The 16,356-nt window shown below is 53.4% G+C and carries 17 protein-coding genes; 5 read left to right on the top strand and 12 right to left on the bottom strand.

Annotation, left to right across the window (positions count from 1 at the left end):
- Nucleotides 1-36: 36 nt before the first annotated feature.
- The 3 genes from pth to WJU22_RS26935 form a co-directional block, all read right to left on the bottom strand.
- Nucleotides 37-612: an aminoacyl-tRNA hydrolase gene (pth, locus tag WJU22_RS26925; protein WP_341841222.1), complete on the bottom strand. Its 576-nt coding sequence runs from the start codon at nucleotides 610-612 to the stop codon at nucleotides 37-39.
- A 99-nt stretch (nucleotides 613-711) separates the two neighbouring features.
- Entirely contained in the window at nucleotides 712-1,302 is a 591-nt protein-coding gene (locus tag WJU22_RS26930) for a 50S ribosomal protein L25 (RefSeq protein ID WP_341841223.1), read from the bottom strand.
- Between the two features lie 36 nt (nucleotides 1,303-1,338).
- A complete protein-coding gene (locus WJU22_RS26935) occupies nucleotides 1,339-2,289 on the bottom strand; it encodes a ribose-phosphate pyrophosphokinase (protein WP_126247465.1) in 951 nt (316 codons plus the stop codon).
- Nucleotides 2,290-2,439: 150 nt separating this feature from the next.
- On the opposite strand from WJU22_RS26935, the gene radC reads away from it, so the two are divergent.
- Nucleotides 2,440-3,189 carry a RadC family protein gene (radC, locus tag WJU22_RS26940; RefSeq protein ID WP_341841224.1) on the top strand — a complete coding sequence of 250 codons (750 nt, stop codon included), beginning with the start codon at nucleotides 2,440-2,442 and terminating at the stop codon, nucleotides 3,187-3,189.
- Nucleotides 3,190-3,537: 348 nt separating this feature from the next.
- On the opposite strand, the gene WJU22_RS26945 is transcribed toward radC, so the two are convergent.
- Entirely contained in the window at nucleotides 3,538-5,445 is a 1,908-nt protein-coding gene (locus tag WJU22_RS26945; protein WP_341841225.1) for a gliding motility-associated C-terminal domain-containing protein, read from the bottom strand.
- Nucleotides 5,446-5,660: 215 nt separating this feature from the next.
- On the opposite strand from WJU22_RS26945, the gene WJU22_RS26950 reads away from it, so the two are divergent.
- From WJU22_RS26950 to WJU22_RS26960, 3 genes are all read left to right on the top strand, one after another.
- Nucleotides 5,661-6,635: a Gfo/Idh/MocA family oxidoreductase gene (locus tag WJU22_RS26950; RefSeq protein ID WP_341841226.1), complete on the top strand. Its 975-nt coding sequence runs from the start codon at nucleotides 5,661-5,663 to the stop codon at nucleotides 6,633-6,635.
- Nucleotides 6,636-6,688: 53 nt separating this feature from the next.
- A complete protein-coding gene (locus tag WJU22_RS26955) occupies nucleotides 6,689-7,036 on the top strand; it encodes a hypothetical protein (protein ID WP_341841227.1) in 348 nt (115 codons plus the stop codon).
- A gap of 514 nt (nucleotides 7,037-7,550) precedes the next feature.
- On the top strand, nucleotides 7,551-7,889 hold the full coding sequence (locus tag WJU22_RS26960; RefSeq protein ID WP_341841228.1) for a hypothetical protein: 339 nt from the start codon (nucleotides 7,551-7,553) through the stop codon (nucleotides 7,887-7,889).
- On the opposite strand, the gene WJU22_RS26965 is transcribed toward WJU22_RS26960, so the two are convergent.
- The 4 genes from WJU22_RS26965 to WJU22_RS26980 all read right to left on the bottom strand — a co-directional run bounded on the left by WJU22_RS26965 (nucleotide 7,890) and on the right by WJU22_RS26980 (nucleotide 12,252).
- Nucleotides 7,890-8,564 (bottom strand): 2-C-methyl-D-erythritol 4-phosphate cytidylyltransferase, encoded by a 675-nt coding sequence (locus WJU22_RS26965; RefSeq protein ID WP_341841229.1) that lies wholly within the window; start codon nucleotides 8,562-8,564, stop codon nucleotides 7,890-7,892.
- 77 nt (nucleotides 8,565-8,641) lie between these two features.
- Nucleotides 8,642-9,691 (bottom strand): tRNA preQ1(34) S-adenosylmethionine ribosyltransferase-isomerase QueA, encoded by a 1,050-nt coding sequence (queA, locus tag WJU22_RS26970; RefSeq protein ID WP_126247479.1) that lies wholly within the window; start codon nucleotides 9,689-9,691, stop codon nucleotides 8,642-8,644.
- 66 nt (nucleotides 9,692-9,757) lie between these two features.
- Entirely contained in the window at nucleotides 9,758-11,485 is a 1,728-nt protein-coding gene (locus tag WJU22_RS26975) for an ABC transporter ATP-binding protein (protein WP_341841230.1), read from the bottom strand.
- Complete coding sequence (locus tag WJU22_RS26980) at nucleotides 11,482-12,252, bottom strand: AMP nucleosidase (protein ID WP_341841231.1); 771 nt, start codon at nucleotides 12,250-12,252, stop codon at nucleotides 11,482-11,484. Before WJU22_RS26980 ends, WJU22_RS26975 begins: the two co-directional genes overlap by 4 nt.
- A gap of 64 nt (nucleotides 12,253-12,316) precedes the next feature.
- Here WJU22_RS26980 and WJU22_RS26985 point away from each other — a divergent pair, with 64 nt between their 5' ends.
- Nucleotides 12,317-12,787, top strand: a complete 471-nt coding sequence (locus WJU22_RS26985; RefSeq protein ID WP_341841232.1) for a type I restriction enzyme HsdR N-terminal domain-containing protein — start codon at nucleotides 12,317-12,319, stop codon at nucleotides 12,785-12,787.
- A gap of 61 nt (nucleotides 12,788-12,848) precedes the next feature.
- On the opposite strand, the gene WJU22_RS26990 is transcribed toward WJU22_RS26985, so the two are convergent.
- From WJU22_RS26990 to ccsA, 4 genes are all read right to left on the bottom strand, one after another.
- Complete coding sequence (locus WJU22_RS26990) at nucleotides 12,849-13,631, bottom strand: LuxR C-terminal-related transcriptional regulator (RefSeq protein ID WP_341841233.1); 783 nt, start codon at nucleotides 13,629-13,631, stop codon at nucleotides 12,849-12,851.
- 302 nt (nucleotides 13,632-13,933) lie between these two features.
- Nucleotides 13,934-15,370, bottom strand: coding sequence for a Glu/Leu/Phe/Val dehydrogenase (locus tag WJU22_RS26995; RefSeq protein ID WP_341841234.1), 1,437 nt, complete (start codon nucleotides 15,368-15,370; stop codon nucleotides 13,934-13,936).
- 66 nt (nucleotides 15,371-15,436) lie between these two features.
- Entirely contained in the window at nucleotides 15,437-15,694 is a 258-nt protein-coding gene (locus tag WJU22_RS27000) for a CcmD family protein (protein ID WP_341841235.1), read from the bottom strand.
- A complete protein-coding gene (gene ccsA, locus WJU22_RS27005; protein WP_341841236.1) occupies nucleotides 15,687-16,352 on the bottom strand; it encodes a cytochrome c biogenesis protein CcsA in 666 nt (221 codons plus the stop codon). Before ccsA ends, WJU22_RS27000 begins: the two co-directional genes overlap by 8 nt.
- Between the last annotated feature and the right edge of the window lie 4 nt (nucleotides 16,353-16,356).

Below are 16,356 nucleotides of genomic sequence, written 5' to 3' on the forward strand. Positions count from 1 at the left end.
GGGCACCTTTCGGCATGAAATATACAATTTACATTTCTATAATGGAAAAGTAAGGTTGTTATAATTGTTCATCGTGCGCGGCAGGCCGATCGCGGCGAAACTTTCCACGATTTCCACACATGTATTGATCTTCTGTTGTACGACCGGCTCTTCTTTGGCCGACCATCTGCCAAGCACATAATCTACCTGCCGGCCTTTCGGAAAATCGTTGCCGATGCCGAACCGGAGGCGGGGATACTGGTTGGTGGCGATGCTGTCCTGTATGCTTTTGAGGCCGTTGTGGCCGGCGTCGCTGCCACCGGGGCGGAGGCGGAGCGTTTCCAGCGGGAGGGCGAGCTCGTCCATGATCACGAGTACGTTTTCGACAGGGATCTTCTCCTTGTCCATCCAGTACTTCACGGCACGGCCGCTGAGGTTCATGTAGGTAGTGGGTTTGATGACCACGAAGATTTTGCCCTTCCAGCGGACGTCTGCCACGTCTGCCAGCCGGTCGCTCCGGAAAACCGCCTGATGTTTGGCGGCGAACGCGTCTGCCACATCGAACCCGATGTTGTGACGGGTGTGGTGGTATTCCGGCCCGATGTTCCCTAATCCTACGATCAAATATTTCATATGGGAGGCGATGAAAAATATCCCGGTTATACGGGATGCCAAAAATAAAAAGCCCGGCCGATATTCTGCCGGGCTTTTTAATATAATTATTTTGCCAATTTATTTCTTCTTGGACTCCTTCTCTGCCGCAGCTTCTTCCTGTTTCAGCTGACGGGTCATTACCACGGAAGCAACAGGGATACGGGGAGAGTTGATCAGCTCGATGCCATCAGCCTTCACGTCTTCTACACGGAGGTTTTCGTTCAGGTCGAGGTTCGTGATGTCCAGCTCCAGGTATTCGCGCAGATCTTTCGGGAGCGCTTTTACCTTGAGGGTTTTCAGTTTTACCACGAGTTTACCGCCGGCTTTAACACCTACGGACTGACCTACGACGCGGAGGGGCAGGGAAGCTACCACTTTCTTGTCTTCAACCAGTTCCAGGAAGTCGATGTGCGTGAGTTCGTCGGTAACGGTGTCGAACTGCAAATCTTTCAGGATCGCGCGGTAAGTTTTACCTTCCAGTTTGATTTCAGCAATCTGGAAATCGGGTGTGTACACCAGATTTTTAAAAGCAGTAGCCGGAGCGGAAAAAGCAACGATTTCTGCACCCCCATAAATAACGCAAGGCACTTTTTCCTCAGAACGGAGAAGGCGGGTGGCTTTTTTGCCGAATTCGCTTCTGAGTTGTCCTTCGATGGTTATTGATTTCATTGTTTAAACATTTATGTTGTAAAAAAATACACTTGGTTAAGGCATCCGGCGCTGGCTGTGAATGAACAGGCTGGTGATGGATTTGTTTTCGTACATGTTGCGGATGGCAACGGCGAAAAGTTCGGCCACGCTGATCACTTTTATTTTCGCGCTTTCCTGTCTGAGCGGAATGGTGTCGCAGACAACCAGCTCTTCGAGGACGGAGTTCTCAATATTTTCGTACGCCTTGCCGCTGAATACGGGGTGGGTACAAAAAGCCCTTACGCTGCGGGCGCCTTTCTCTTTCAGCAAGGCGGCGGATTTGGTGAGGGTGCCGGCGGTGTCGCAGATATCGTCGATCAAAACGATGTCCCTGTCCGTCACATCCCCTATCACCACCATGGAAGCGATCTCGTTGGCACGTTTGCGGTGCTTGTCGCAGATCACCATTTCGGCGCTGAAATAGCTGGCCACTTCACGCACCCTGGTGGTAGAGCCCACGTCCGGGGACGCAAAGGTAAGGTTTTTCAGCTTGAGATTCTCTATATAGGGAATAAAAATGGCCGAGCTGTCGAGGTGATCTACCGGGATATCAAAGAACCCCTGGATCTGCGGAGCATGCAAATCCATGGTAATCACCCTGTTAGCTCCCGCTGCGGTCAGCAGGTTGGCGATCAGCTTGGAACCGATGGCCACGCGGGGCTTGTCTTTCCGGTCTTGCCGGGCAAACCCGAAATACGGGATTACAGCGGTAATATACCCGGCAGACGCGCGCTTGGCGGCATCGATCATCAGCAGCAGTTCCATGAGATTGTCGGACGGGGCGTTGGTGCCCTGGACGAGAAAAACATAGTCACCACGGATGCTTTCCAGGAAAACCGGCTGGAATTCGCCGTCGCTGAACTTCTGGATATTCACTTTACCCAGACCGTTTCCATACCTGGCGGCGATACGCTCAGCCAGAGCGGGGTTACTGTTACCCGTAAAGATTTTAACCGATGGATTCATGACAAAGACAAAGACAAAGAAAAGAGGTTGCAAAACTAAGGATTTAATCATGGATATGCAGAAAAAAATCCAGGCAATGAGGGAAATGATTACTAAAAATTTTAGCATTTGCGAAAAAATGCGTACTTTGATGGACAATTCCTAAGATATATGCAAGCCGTTTTTGTTAACCCCGCCTACCGCGAACCCGCGCCGGTAAGGCATTTGAAGGTGCTGAGGCGCCGTCGCATGAAAGAATGGCCGGAAGATGACCGGCCGCGGGAAAAAATGCTGGCTACGGGCGCCGCATCGGTCAGCCTGGCCGAGTTGCTGGCTATCATCATCAATACGGGAACGCGGGATCAATCGGCGCTGGACCTGGCGCGGGAAGTGCTGGCTTACTGCGGCAACAACCTGCGGGAGCTGGGGCGCCTGAACATCCGGCAGCTGCGGAGTTTTCCGGGGATCGGCCTCAAAAAGGCCGCAACCATCCTGGCGGCGCTGGAGCTATGCCGCCGGCGCCAGCAAAGCCAGCAGCGGGAGCAGCGGGAAGTGACGTCTATCCCGGAGATCGCGGATTATTTCCGGTCGCTGTTGTCGGAGCATGCCTGCGAGCGATTTTTCGTGCTTTATCTCAATCATGCCAACAAGGTGGTGCACGAGGCTTGCATCAGTTCGGGCGGTATCACTTCTACTACCGTTGATCCCCGGATCGTGTTCGGTATTGCGCTCGAGCATCGGGCCACGCGGCTGTTGCTATGCCACAATCACCCTTCCGGTACTTTGCGGCCGAGCAAGGCTGACATGAGCACGACCCGCCGTTTCCAGGAAATCGGGCGCCTTTTCGATATCGAGGTACTGGACCATCTGATCGTCACGGAAAGCGGTTACCACAGCTTGCGGGAAGATGGGGCGTTGTGATGATCGGGGGTTTGGGATGAGTTACATCAGCCACGATCGGTTGCGCACCGGGTCAGAATTCAGGTACGTCGTTTACAATGAAATTTACTGCAGAAAGTAACTGTAAACTGTGGTGATTTCCCGGTCTTTTATGTACGGGAAGAAGTTGAAGCGCATACGATAATGATGGTATTTATCTGTAAGCTGTGGTGAATTCACGGTCTTTTATGTACGGGAAGAAAATGAAGTATAGCGCATACGATAATGATGGTATTATCTGTAAGCTGTGGTGATTTCACGGTCTTTTATGTACGGGAAGAAGATGAAGCGAAGCGCAACGCACACGATAATGAAGGCATTTTCTCCGGATTATCGCAGCAATGTCGTGACGCCTTTCTGGAAAATCCTGGTGTTCAGTTCGGTGTTCGTGAACTCGAGCACCCAGGCGTAAGTGCCTACAGATGCAGGTGAGCCATTGATCCGTCCATCCCACTTGTGCTGCCAGTTCCGGGATTCGAAAATGAGCTGCCCGTTTCGCGCGAACACCCGGAAAAGGAGGTCCGCCGTCTTGTATCCATTAACCGGGTACAGGAAATCATTGATCCCGTCATTATTCGGCGTAAATGCCGTGGGCACGGTCACATAGCAGCTGGGCACGGTTTTCAGCACATGAATGGCCGTATCCTCGCATTGGAGATTATCGGTTACGATCAGCCTGACGTTATAGGATTCCTCCCGCGAAGACATCGGGTAGCGCCATGCGGCCGGGGTCCGCAGGATCGAACCAGGCCCGACGCCCATGCTCCAGCGATAGGATGCGATGTTCCCCCGGCTCTCGTTCGTAACACGCACCATATCCAACGGGCATAACACGGTAGCGCCCAGCGTAAAGGCCGCCACCACTTCCACCGGCAAAGTAATCCTTTCGCTATGGACCGCCTGGCATTGCCTGTTGGCGACCGTGAGCCTTACGTCCCGGAAATTACTGGGCCCACGCACGAAATTTTTGGTGGCTTCGCGAGTGGACTGTGTAGTACCATCGTCGAATTCCCAGGTCCATTTCGAGACCTGGTGGGCACCGTCGTGCCGTAAATACAGGGTATCGGCATCGCAGTCCAGGCTCGTCCGGTAAGCGAATGCTGCATTCACGGTATCGCTGGTGGAAAAAGGGATGAATTGGCCAAGGGGCGTTTCCACACGGCATTCGCTGATCAACGTATTGCCATCGCTGCCGCGCACAAGGTTCAGGCGGTAGTCGCTTTCCCGTAAAATGGTCCCGCTGAGCAAAATCTCGATGCTGTCCGTCAACTGGTTATCGCAGAACACCTTCGCGCTTACGACGGAAACATTGGGACCGGTGCCCAGGTTCGCGATCACGAAATCGCTACCGTTTGCTGCTACGGAGTTACAGCGAACGGGCGACTTCAATCTTACCATCAGCCTGTCTGGCCGGCATTCTACGGGCTTGATGGAATCGAAAGGCGCGGGTTGAAAGATGGGAATGTCCAGGTTGATGGTTTCCCCTGCCGTCATGGGGTTATCACAGGCATCGAGCAGGGTATTGCCGTCGCTGCCCTGCTTCAGGCGGACCGTGTAGTTGCCGGGCGTCAGGGGCCGGTCGAGCTGAAGGATTACCGAGTCCATATCGAACCCGCTTCCACAGTTTACACCCTGTGCACCGGTGATACGCGCCGCTGTGCCCAGCAGCTCGAAATCGCTGCCATTGGCGGCCAGTGTGGCGCAACGGAGGCGTTTGGACAGTTTTACGGCCACGCGGTTATCGAGACATTTGTAGGCGGCAGACACGAAATCCCCGGTTTTGGGATCGGTAATCACGGCCGTGCCACCACCAAACGCCAGGGAGTAGCCGCTTTGCGTATTGGTAAAATGGCTGATGAGCAAAAGGTATTCGTGCCCCACTTGCAACGTGGGCATACTGCTGAAGTTGGGGTACGTAGGCCCGGCGCAATTGATGAGCCCCTGCCCTGCCGTGCTGGCACCCGTAACGCCGGGGTTCGAGCTCCAGTTCCCGCATACCTGCATAGACATGTCGGTGAAAATATCATTGACGTTCCTGCCCGTCACGTCGAAAACATGCCAGTCGTAATCATCGCCCAAATCTTTCGGCGTGATCGTGAAGCCCAGGGTGCCGGCCTGGTAACAGGTAAATTTGTAATAGTAAGGGTTACGATCGGTGTAATCCGTCCTGGGATCGACCCTGCTGCAGAAATCCAGCCGGAGCACACGCCCGCTGCAAAGCGGAACGGAATTTTGCACCAGGTTCCTCGTGCCGCAAATGGGAAATGCGCTCTGAGGCGTCTGCCCAAGGTTGGGACATGCCTGTCCCGCTGCCCGAAGCGAGCATAATAGCGGTAAACATATGGCCAGTACTAGAAAACGCATTTGGTTGTTACGGGGTCCTGCGAATATATATAAAGTAATAACATGTCGTTTTGTTACATTTGCAGGAATTTTCATAAAAATAACAGCGAATGCTTAAAATCGGCTTGTTTGGAGTAGGGCATCTGGGAAAAATTCACCTGTCCCAATTATCGACGATGAAAGACGTGGAAGTGACAGGCTACTTCGATCCCAGCGATGCCAACGCGGAAAGTATCCGGGAAACGTACCCTGATCTCCGCCGGTTCGAAGCCGCAGAAGAATTGATCCGCGCTTCCGATGCGATCGATATCGTGGCGCCTACCACACAGCACTTCCAGCTGTGCGAAACGGCCATCCGGATGGGCAAGCATGTTTTTGTGGAAAAACCCATGACCAACACCATGGAAGAAGCCAGGCTGCTGGTGAAACTGGTGGAAGAAGCCAATATCAAATTCCAGGTGGGCCATGTGGAACGATTCAACCCCGCATTCCTCGCCCTGAAAGGCGTCGATCTCAAGCCCATGTTCATCGAAGTGCACCGCCTGGCGGAATTCAACCCCCGCGGTACCGACGTGAGCGTGATCCTCGATCTCATGATCCACGACATCGATATCGTGCTCAGCATCGTACAATCCAGCATCAGCCGCATCTCCGCCAGCGGGGTTGCCGTGATGAGCGACACACCCGATATCGCCAACGTTCGTATAGAATTCCATAACGGCTGCGTCGCCAACCTCACTTCCAGCCGCATTTCCCTCAAAAAAATGCGGAAAATGCGCCTGTTCCAGAAAGATGCCTATATCGGTATCGACTTCCTCGATAAAAAAACCGAGATCATCAAACTGAAAACCCCGGAAGACGAAGGCCTGTTCACGCTCGACATCGCTACCAACAACGGCAAAAAAACCATTGCCATCGCCAATCCGGAAATCAAACAGTCGAACGCCATCCGCATGGAACTGGAATTTTTCCGCGACAGCATCCTCGAAAACAAACCCGTGCCGGTCAACGTGCGCGACGGGTTCCAGGCGCTGGAAGCGGCTCACCAGATCCTGCAAAAAATCGGGAAAGGCCAGTCGGAATAGCCTTTTCGGTCGCATCATCACTCAAAACCCGCCCCAATTAAATACTAGATATCATGAAGTTCGGAAGGATGCTATTTTTCGCAGCTGCTATGTTGATGATCGGATCATCCTGCAAAAAAAGTGAGCAGATACCTACATTAGACCACTCGCTGCAGTTTTCCGAAACCTATTGCAACGATCCCTGGTCTAACGACATACAGCGGACAGACCCCGACTTTCTCAAAAAACTGGACGCCTGGCTGGAAGCCAAAACCGGCGTCGCAATTCCCGAGCCGCTACTCAAATTCCATCCCGGAAACGCCGGTACGTGCTCGGCCTGCACCTGCAAAACAGGGAATGTGCTGACCATCTGGCTCCCCAAAGGCGTAGACGCCAAATTCACCGCACTGGGTTTTAAATAGCCGATGGCCCCAACTTCAGTTTCCCGTAACTTATCGTCGTAAAATGACGGTTAGCAGCTGTTATTTTCAGGTTTGTCCGCCAGCCATCCTGTAACCTTTCGAATTCCGGGGACGTTTCAGGAATAAATCACGCGTTTATGAAAAACGGCTACCTGTTATTCCTCGCTGCCGCTTCCCTCCTCCTTTTCTCCTGCCGGAAGAAAGATAAACTCAGCATGAAAGGCGCATTGGTTTTTAATGAAACCCAATGTTCGGACCCATGGCGCGGAGAAGTAACGGGGCCCAACATAGAAACATTTGTGCAAAACCTGGAGCTGTGGCTGGAGAAGGAAACCGGTGTCGCCATCAACAACATCAAACGCATCCCGCCCCGCCGCAACCTGATCGTATGTGAAGCCTGCACCTGTGCTTCCGGTTATCAGCTCATAATCTGGCCGCCCCCGGCTCGGAACAGGCATTCATCGACCTCGGCTTCTCAAAACCACAATAAACTGCTACTCCAAAAACTATGTTCATGCGTTACACACTGCCGCTGATGCTCGCCATCTCCCTCTTTACCGCCTGCAAGAAGGACAAATCCCCCGATCTGAAAGACGCCCTTCAATACACCGAAACCCAGTGCAGCGACCCCTGGGCCAAAGATGTAGAACGCGGCAACGATTTCGCGGCCCGACTGGAAAGCTGGCTGGAAACCAAAACCGGCGCGGCTATCGGGAAACCTTACATGAAATTCTTCAAAGACAAGGCCACTCTTTGCTACGCATGCTCCTGCACCACCGGCAACGTTATTTACGTTTGGCCGCCGGCAGGGTCGGAACAAAAATTCCTCGACCTGGGATTCACGAAACCGTAATTATTTTTTCAGGAAAACTTCCGCGATGGCAAGGTCCAGCGGACGGGTGATCTTGATATTCCGCTCCTCACCTTCCACCAGGTGGATTTCCGCGCCGAAACGCTCTGCCACGCTGGCTTCGTCTGTAAACAGGGGATCGTAGGGCTGTTCGAAAGCGGGTAAAAGTTGTTCGGACAGGAAGGTTTGCGGCGTCTGGATGATCCGGAAGCGGCTGCGGTCTACGGCCAGGTTGCCTTCGTCGTCGACCTCGCGCAGACTATCCTTCACTTCGATGGCGGGGATGGCGTTCCCTTTCGCCAGGGCACCTTCGCAGCAACGGCGGACGAGCTCCGGGGAAATAAGAGCGCGAACGCCGTCGTGCACAAATACCACGGCCGGTGCGGTGATGGTGGCAAGACCGTTTTTCACGGAATGGAAGCGGGTTTCGCCGCCATGAACGATGGTCATGGAAGGCGGTTCGTCGAAAGAAACCAGCAGTGGCGCGATGAATGCGCTGTGCGCTTCGGGGATGACGAGCACGATGCGGATGTCTGGATAGGCGGTCCGGAAGGCGTTGATAGTGTGATGGAGAACGGGCTTTCCGCCGATTTCCATGAATTGTTTGGGAATGGCGCTACCCATTCTCAGGCCGGAGCCGCCGGCAACGATGACCGCTATCTTATTCCTGTCTGGCATATTGCGAAGTAAGGATATTTTGACAAAAAAAGGCAAACAGCGGAAACTGTTTGCCTTTTACACATCCGGAAACCGGATTAAAGAATGAGCATGGCATCGCCATAGCTGAAGAACCTGTATTTTTCCTTGATGGCCTGCTGGTAGGCTTCCATGATCAGGTCGTAACCGGCGAAGGCGCAAACCATGATGAGGAGGCTGGTTTTCGGCAGGTGGAAGTTGGTTACCAATGCGTTAGGGATCGAGAAATCGTACGGAGGATGGATAAAGGTGTTCGTCCAGCCTTCGGCCGCTTTCAGGTGATTCTGCGCGGTAACGGAAGATTCTACGGCACGTACGGAAGTAGTACCAACGGCGCAGATCTTGCGGTTTTCTTCTTTCGCCTTGTTCACGATTTTCACGGCATATTCATCGATGTGGAAATATTCCGCATCCATTTTATGCTTGCTCAAGTCTTCCACCTCGATGGGGCGGAAGGTGCCCAGGCCGGTGTGAAGGGTCACTTCGGCGAATTTCACGCCCTTGATCTCGAGGCGTTTGATCAGTTCGCGGCTGAAGTGAAGACCAGCGGTGGGAGCGGCTACCGCACCTTCGTACTTGGCGTACACGGTCTGGTAACGTTCCTTGTCTTCTTCTTCCGGCTTGCGTTTGATGTACTTCGGCAGCGGGGTTTCGCCCAGGCTGTCCAGCACGGCCTTGAACTCTTCGTCGTTCCCTTCGAACAGGAAGCGGATGGTACGGCCGCGGGAAGTGGTGTTGTCGATCACTTCCGCCACCAGGCTCTCATCGTCCCCGAAATACAGCTTGTTGCCTACACGGATCTTCCTGGCCGGGTCCACGATAACGTCCCACAGACGGTTTTGCTTGTTCAGCTCACGGAGCAGGAACACTTCGATCTTCGCACCGGTTTTCTCCTTACGGCCGTATAAACGCGCAGGGAACACTTTCGTGTTGTTCACGATCATTACGTCTTTGTCGTTGAAATAACCCAGAATGTCTTTGAAAACCTTGTGCTCGATTTTGCCGGTGGCGCGGTTTACTACCATCAGGCGGCTCTCGTCTCTTGTCTTGGAGGGATGTTGTGCGATCAGGTTTAAGGGCAGATCGAACTTGAATTGTGATAATTTCATATTACGGTATGAATGAATTTAAAGTCTGCAAAGGTAGGAATAATAACGCATATCATGAAATAAGGTTCACCGGCCCGGGATCGCAGCGATCAATTCGCGCGTGTATGCTGAAGCCGGACGGTGGTACACCGCCTCCGCAGGCCCCATTTCCGCGATCTTTCCCCGCTGCATGACCATCATGGTATCGCTCATAAAATTCACAACCGACAGATTGTGAGATATAAATATATACGTGAAATTAAACTCTTGTTGAAGCGCCCGCAGGAGGTTCAGCACCTGCGCCTGCACGCTCACGTCCAGCGCCGAAACCGACTCATCGCAAATAATGAACTCCGGGTTGAGCGCCAGCGCCCTGGCAATGACGATCCTTTGCCGCTGACCGCCCGAGAATTCGTGGGGATACCGGTTGTAATGCTCCGGCAACAGGCCCACCTTTTCCAGTAAAGACAACACCCGCTCCCGGCGATCCCTGTCGTTGCCGAACATCCCATGCACCTGCATGGGCTCCAAAATGGCCTGGCCCACCGTCATCCGCGGGTTCAGCGAAGAATACGGGTCCTGGAAAATGATCTGGATATGCTTGCGCATCTCCCGCATTTCCCCGGCGGAAAGCGATAGCAGGTCGCGGCCGCGATAGCGTATAGCCCCGCGCGTTGGCTCCACCAGCCGCAGGAGCGTCCGGCTCAACGTGGTTTTCCCGCAACCGGATTCGCCCACCAGCCCCAGCGTTTCCCCTTCCCGCACCGTGAAACTGATATCGTCCACGGCTTTCGTCCAGCTTTTGGGCTTCCCGAAGAGCGATCGCCCCGTCGGGAACCAGGTGCTCAGGCCCTCCACTTCCAGCAACGGCGGCCTCTCCGCCAGCATTTCTGCCCGCGCCTTCGTTTCCTCCGCCGGCATTTCCAGCGAACGGACGAACGCCTCCACCTCCACCGGCTCCCGGCTGCCCGTGAAATCTTTCACAACGGGCAGACGGCGCAGGCGAAGGCCCATCGGCGGGCGACAAGCCAGCAACCCTTTCGTATAGGCGTGGCCGGGGCGCGAGAAAATCTGTTCCACCGTTCCTTCTTCCACGATTTCCCCTTTATACATAACGGCAACCCGGTCTGCGATATCGGCGATCACGCCCAGGTCGTGTGTGATGAAAACCACGCTCATCCCCATTTCGCGCTGCAATTCGCGCAGCAGTTCCAGGATGGTTTTCTGGACGGTGACGTCGAGCGCGGTGGTGGGCTCGTCGGCGATGAGCAGGCGCGGACCGCAGGAAATGGCCATGGCGATCATGACGCGCTGCTTTTGCCCGCCCGACAATTCGTGCGGATATTTATCGTAAGCTTCTTCCGGCCGGGGCAGTTTCACCCGTTCGAACAGGGCGATGGTTTGCCGGCGGGCTTCGCGCGGGGATACTTTTTTATGGAGGATGATGGCTTCCGCCACTTGTTTGCCGCAGGTGTGCAGCGGGTTCAGGCTGGTCATGGGCTCCTGGAAGATCATCGCGATCTCGTGCCCGCGGTAGCTGCGCATGGCCGCTTCCGGCAGGCGAAGCAAATCCACCGCCGGTTTGTTTTCCGGTTGATAGATGATTTCACCGCCGCTGATGCGCCCCGGTTCCGCAATGAGCCGCATGATGCTCAGCGACGTGACGGACTTTCCCGAACCGGATTCTCCCACGATGCCGAGGATTTCGCCGGTCCGAACGTCCAGCGAAATGCTTTTCACGGCCGTGACCGTATGGCCGTCGCCAAGGAATTCGACGGTCAGGTTGCGGATGGAAACCAGCGGTACAGGGCTCAAAATCGGAGATGTTTAACGGTTTGGTGACTGTTGATGAGATTTTTCAGGGAGTCGATCCCGATGCGGAGGTGCCGGTCTACGAATTCGCTCGTCACTTTTTTATCGCTTTCCTCGGTTTTCACGCCTTCGGGCACCATGGGCGAGTCGGAAACCAGGAGGAGCGCGCCGGTCGGGATCTTATTATAGAAACCTACCGAAAAGATGGTCGCCGTTTCCATATCGATGGCCATGGCGCGGATTTTTTCGAGGTATTTTTTGAAGTCGGCGTCATGTTCCCAAACGCGGCGGTTGGTGCTGTAGCAGGTGCCGGTCCAGTAATCGCAGCCGTATTCGCGGATAGTGGTGGAAATGGCTTTTTGCAGGGCAAACGCAGGAAGGGCGGGCACTTCAGCGGGGAAATAGTCGTTGGAGGTACCTTCGCCCCGGATCGCCGCGATGGGCAGGATGAGGTCGCCGATGGTATTTTTCTTCTTCAGTCCCCCGCATTTCCCCAAAAACAGCACGGCTTTCGGCTGGATGGCGCTGAGGAGGTCCATGACCGTGGCGGCGCCGGGGCTTCCCATCCCAAAGTTGATGATGGTGATGTCTCCGGCGGTACAGCATTGCATGGGGCGGTCGGCACCCACGATCTTCGCGTTATGCCACTGGGAAAATTGCAGTACGTAGTTGGAAAAATTGGTCAGCAGGATGTGTGAACCGAAGTTCTCCAGCTTCTCGCCCGTGTACCTGGGCAGCCAGTTAGCTACTATCTCTTCTTTCGTCTTCATAGCCTTTTGACAAGTGAATGTAATGTTTTTTCGGCAATCGGGCATCAATCCCTAGTTTTACGGCATGATTTCCATCCGTTTCCCGCAACCCGACTTCAAGATCACGGCCAATGGCGGTAAAGACATGATTTATGATGCTTACCGGAAGAAATATGTGGTGCTGACGCCGGAGGAGTGGGTCAGGCAGAATTTCCTGAATTACCTCGTAAAATCCCGCCAGTATCCGGGGGCGCTGCTCAGTATCGAAAAGGAACTGCATCTCGGGGAGCTCCGCAAGCGGTGCGACATCGTCGTGTATTCCCGCGAAGCCACGCCCTGGATGATCGTGGAGTGCAAGGAAATGGGCGTTCCGCTGAAACAGCCGGTCCTGGAGCAGATCGTTCGGTATCACATGGCACTTCCGGCGCCCTGGCTGGTGATCACCAATGGCGTGAACACCTGGTGCTGCCGGTTAGACGGGGCCGCGGGTAGCTGGGTTTTCGAGCAGGATTTACCGGATTATCCGCCGGTGGATGCGATCTCGCCGCTTCAATAACCGTTTTTTTATTCATTGACAGAGTAGGCTCGCGTATCAACCACAAATAGTTGATAATCAATCACGTCCATCCTTCCATAATCGATTTTTTCACCAGCTCAAGCGGCGTTTTAACATTACTCTTCGCCAGAATATTCTTGCGATGACTATTGATCGTATGAATGCTTACAAATAATTCACCGGCAAGCTGCCGGCTGCTTTTACCTTCAACGATGCCTTTGAGGATTTCCTTTTCCCTGGCGGTGAACAAGCTTTTTGAAGAAGTGCAGGACATCGATTTCTGAATGTCGTAGTAGCATGGCAGGCCGTTCATGCCTATCAGGGATAAATGGGGCTCCCCTTCGCCTTCACCTTTAATATGTGTAATATCCGTGTGCAAATGAAAACTATGCTTTAAGTCATGCCCCTGATGATTTACAATAATATACTGTATGAGCATCCTTGCATAATTCCCGTCCTTTTTCTTAATCCGCAGATCATACTGCATCTTATATTGGCATATCAGATCTACAGCCAGCTCGTTATAGAAATTGGTGATATGTTGCTCAAATTTTAAGAAGTAGGGCATATCCTGCGGATGAATTCCGTTCACATATTCCTCCATGGTCAGTTCTCCCTGGCCGTAGCCCAGTACATCCATCAATCCGGGGCCTACTTCCGCAATCTCACCATTGTAGATGTCGACCAACAGGAAAAAGTAGTTCCCTGCCTGAAAAATGTTGAATAAACGCTTATGTGTTTCAATTTGCAACTGGAGAGACCGGAAGTCTACATGGCCTTCTTTGCCCGCTACATTTGTCCAATACTTTTTAACCTCCAGGTATAAATCACTTTTACTGCTCATGTTTGGGGATTTGAAAAGTTAAATAGCTGCCCTAATTCCTGCTTTGAAAAACAGCGACATATTAGAGGTGATCGGAAGGAAAAATCATGTGATACGATTATCAAAAAATAAACGGATTTCAATTGTTCACCTACATACAAAACTGACTACTTATGATATTGCCAATTTAAAAAATTACTGCTTAATGAGGAAAAAACCATCACTGCTGTCATGAAAATAGCTAGAACTAGCTATATCGATGGATAAAAAAAGGGTGACCCATTTGGGCCACCCGATGTCGTACAGTCCATATCGGTGCAAAATCAGGGGAAAATGCCCAGCTGCTCATAAGCGGCGCCTACCTTGTCGATAGCGCATACGTAAGCGGCGGTACGCATGTCCTTGATTTTTTTATGTTCGAGGGATTTTTCGCGCACTTCGTGGAGGGCGGTGATCATGGTTTCTTCCAGGCCGGAATATACCAAGTCTACTTCGTCGGCACCGTGCGCGATGAATTTCCTTTCTTTCTCGGATACTTTTTTGCCGGTCAGTTCTTCGATCTGGCCGAGGATGTGGATGTTCATGTTTTCGTCGAAGCGTTTGCCGAGGCGGCCGTAACGCACGTGGCTGAGGTTTTTCAGCCATTCGAAGTAAGACACGGTAACGCCGCCGGCGTTGAGGAACATATCGGGTACAACGATCACGCCTTTTTTGGCGAGGATGTCGTCTGCTTCGGGAGTGAGGGGGCCGTTGGCGGCTTCGCCGATGATCTTCGCTTTGATTTTGGGTGCATTTTCAGCGTGGATCACATTTTCGAGGGCGGCGGGGATGAGGATATCGCATTCCACTTCGAGGCCATCGGTGTTCTTTTTCAGGTTTTTGGCGCCGGGGAAGCCGGTGATGGAGCCGGTTTCCATTTTGTGTTTCAGCACGGCGTCGGGGTCGAGGCCTTTGTGATTGTAGATGGCGCCATCCCATTCGATGAGGCATACTACTTTGGAGCCGGCTTCATGGAAGTATTTGGCGGCGTGGTAGCCCACGTTGCCCATACCCTGAACGGCTACGGTTTTGCCTTCGAGGCCGGGCTCGAGGCCGATGCGTTTCATATCTTCCTTCACGTTGCAGAGCTCGCGCAGGCCGTAGAACACACCGAGGCCGGTGGCTTCCTTGCGACCGCGAACACCGCCCTGGGACACGGGTTTGCCGGTCACGCAGCCGTAGCCGTCGATCTCTCCGGGGCGGAGGCTCATGTAGGTGTCGAGGATCCAGCTCATTTCGCGTTCGCCGGTACCGTAGTCGGGGGCGGGAACGTCGATACCGGGGCCGATGAAGTTTTTCTTCACGAGTTCGGCGGTGTACCGGCGGGTGATATTTTCGAGCTGGAAGGGGGTGTAGTTACGGGGATTGATGCGGATGCCGCCTTTCGCGCCGCCGAAGGGCACGTTTACGATGGCGCATTTGTAGGTCATGAGTGCGGCGAGGGCCATCACTTCGTCCTGGTTCACTTCGTCGCTGAAGCGGATCCCGCCTTTACAGGGCAGCTTGTGATGGGAGTGCTGCACACGGTATGCCTCGATCACTTCGATCCCGTCGCCCACGCGAACGGGGAATTTCATGCGGTATACGGCGTTACAGGCTTTGATCTGCTCCAGGATGCCATTCTCCCATTTGGTGAATTGCGCAGCCTTGTCGAAACTCATTTCCACGCTGTGGAAGAAGTTATAATGCGGTTCTTGCGTCAGCGCTTTTGCTTTAGCCATAAAAAACGGTTTAGATATGTTGTTTTGGTGTTGTAAGCAGACTTGTATTTGGGGCGGCGTAGCGGGCTATTTTTCTTTTTCGAGCCTGGAGATCTTCCGGTCGAGCCGGACGAGGTAGATCGTGATACAGCTGAAGATGATCACCAGAATGCCCACGGCCACATAAATTTTGCTGTTGCTGCGGAAAAACTCGTTCACGGGACCGGTCTCGGTATTTTGCTGGGTAGCAGCCTGTTGTACGGTTTCGGCGCTTTCCTGGCCGAAAACGGCGGTTACGAGCAGCATGAGAGCGGTGAAAATGGAAAAGGATATTCTGTTAACCATGAAGGATATTTTTAAGAGCCAATCTTTTATAACGGTTGCGAAGGGTGTAGATCCAGATGCCGAGGAGCGTGAAGCCGATGAAGGCGGGCCAGAGCACCATTTTGATAGTGCCGGCGGTGTCTTTATCGCTGAAGCCGGGGCTGCTGGCGCTTCCCGGGTGAAGGGAATCCACCGTTCGGGGGATGATGTAAGTGAGGGGGATGAGCAGGGCGAAGGCGAAAACATTGTAGATCGCCGAAACGCGGGCCCTTTTGTCGATATCGGTGAACGACATGCGGAGCACCAGGTACGCCATGTAGATCGCCAGGGCGATGGCGGTGGTCATCTGCTTGGGATCGTTCACGATGGTGCCGCCCCAGGTATAGGTGGCCCAGAGCATGCCGGTCAGGAACCCCATCACACCGAACAGTACGCCAACGCTACCGGCGCTGGAAGCGCGGACGTCCCTTTTGAGATCGTTGGTTGCGAGGTACCATATGGAATTTACGACGGAGATCGTGAGCAGGGTATACATTGCCATCCACATCGGCAAGTGAAAGAAGATGCTGCGGGCAGCCTGCTGGTTGTTGCCGATCACCGGCACCGGGACCATGAACCCTCCGATGATCACATAAAGGAGCAACATCACGGAGAGTATTTTCCACCAATTTCTAGCCATTACT

The organism is Chitinophaga caseinilytica (genome assembly GCF_038396765.1).
In the GTDB taxonomy this organism is placed as follows: domain Bacteria; phylum Bacteroidota; class Bacteroidia; order Chitinophagales; family Chitinophagaceae; genus Chitinophaga; species Chitinophaga caseinilytica.

Bases quoted from the DNA above. Each gene is read 5' to 3' on its own strand.
- WJU22_RS26960 (WP_341841228.1), top strand. From the start codon at position 7,551: ATGCGTTACACACTGCCGCTGATGCTCGCCATCTCCCTCTTTACCGCC.
- WJU22_RS26995 (WP_341841234.1), bottom strand. From the start codon at position 15,370: ATGGCTAAAGCAAAAGCGCTGACGCAAGAACCGCATTATAACTTCTTC.
- WJU22_RS27000 (WP_341841235.1), bottom strand. From the start codon at position 15,694: ATGGTTAACAGAATATCCTTTTCCATTTTCACCGCTCTCATGCTGCTC.
- WJU22_RS26990 (WP_341841233.1), bottom strand. From the start codon at position 13,631: ATGAGCAGTAAAAGTGATTTATACCTGGAGGTTAAAAAGTATTGGACA.
- WJU22_RS26985 (WP_341841232.1), top strand. From the start codon at position 12,317: ATGATTTCCATCCGTTTCCCGCAACCCGACTTCAAGATCACGGCCAAT.
- ccsA (WP_341841236.1), bottom strand. From the start codon at position 16,352: ATGGCTAGAAATTGGTGGAAAATACTCTCCGTGATGTTGCTCCTTTAT.
- WJU22_RS26965 (WP_341841229.1), bottom strand. From the start codon at position 8,564: ATGCCAGACAGGAATAAGATAGCGGTCATCGTTGCCGGCGGCTCCGGC.
- WJU22_RS26930 (WP_341841223.1), bottom strand. From the start codon at position 1,302: ATGAAATCAATAACCATCGAAGGACAACTCAGAAGCGAATTCGGCAAA.
- WJU22_RS26950 (WP_341841226.1), top strand. From the start codon at position 5,661: ATGCTTAAAATCGGCTTGTTTGGAGTAGGGCATCTGGGAAAAATTCAC.
- WJU22_RS26955 (WP_341841227.1), top strand. From the start codon at position 6,689: ATGAAGTTCGGAAGGATGCTATTTTTCGCAGCTGCTATGTTGATGATC.
- WJU22_RS26980 (WP_341841231.1), bottom strand. From the start codon at position 12,252: ATGAAGACGAAAGAAGAGATAGTAGCTAACTGGCTGCCCAGGTACACG.
- radC (WP_341841224.1), top strand. From the start codon at position 2,440: ATGCAAGCCGTTTTTGTTAACCCCGCCTACCGCGAACCCGCGCCGGTA.
- queA (WP_126247479.1), bottom strand. From the start codon at position 9,691: ATGAAATTATCACAATTCAAGTTCGATCTGCCCTTAAACCTGATCGCA.
- pth (WP_341841222.1), bottom strand. From the start codon at position 612: ATGAAATATTTGATCGTAGGATTAGGGAACATCGGGCCGGAATACCAC.
- WJU22_RS26935 (WP_126247465.1), bottom strand. From the start codon at position 2,289: ATGAATCCATCGGTTAAAATCTTTACGGGTAACAGTAACCCCGCTCTG.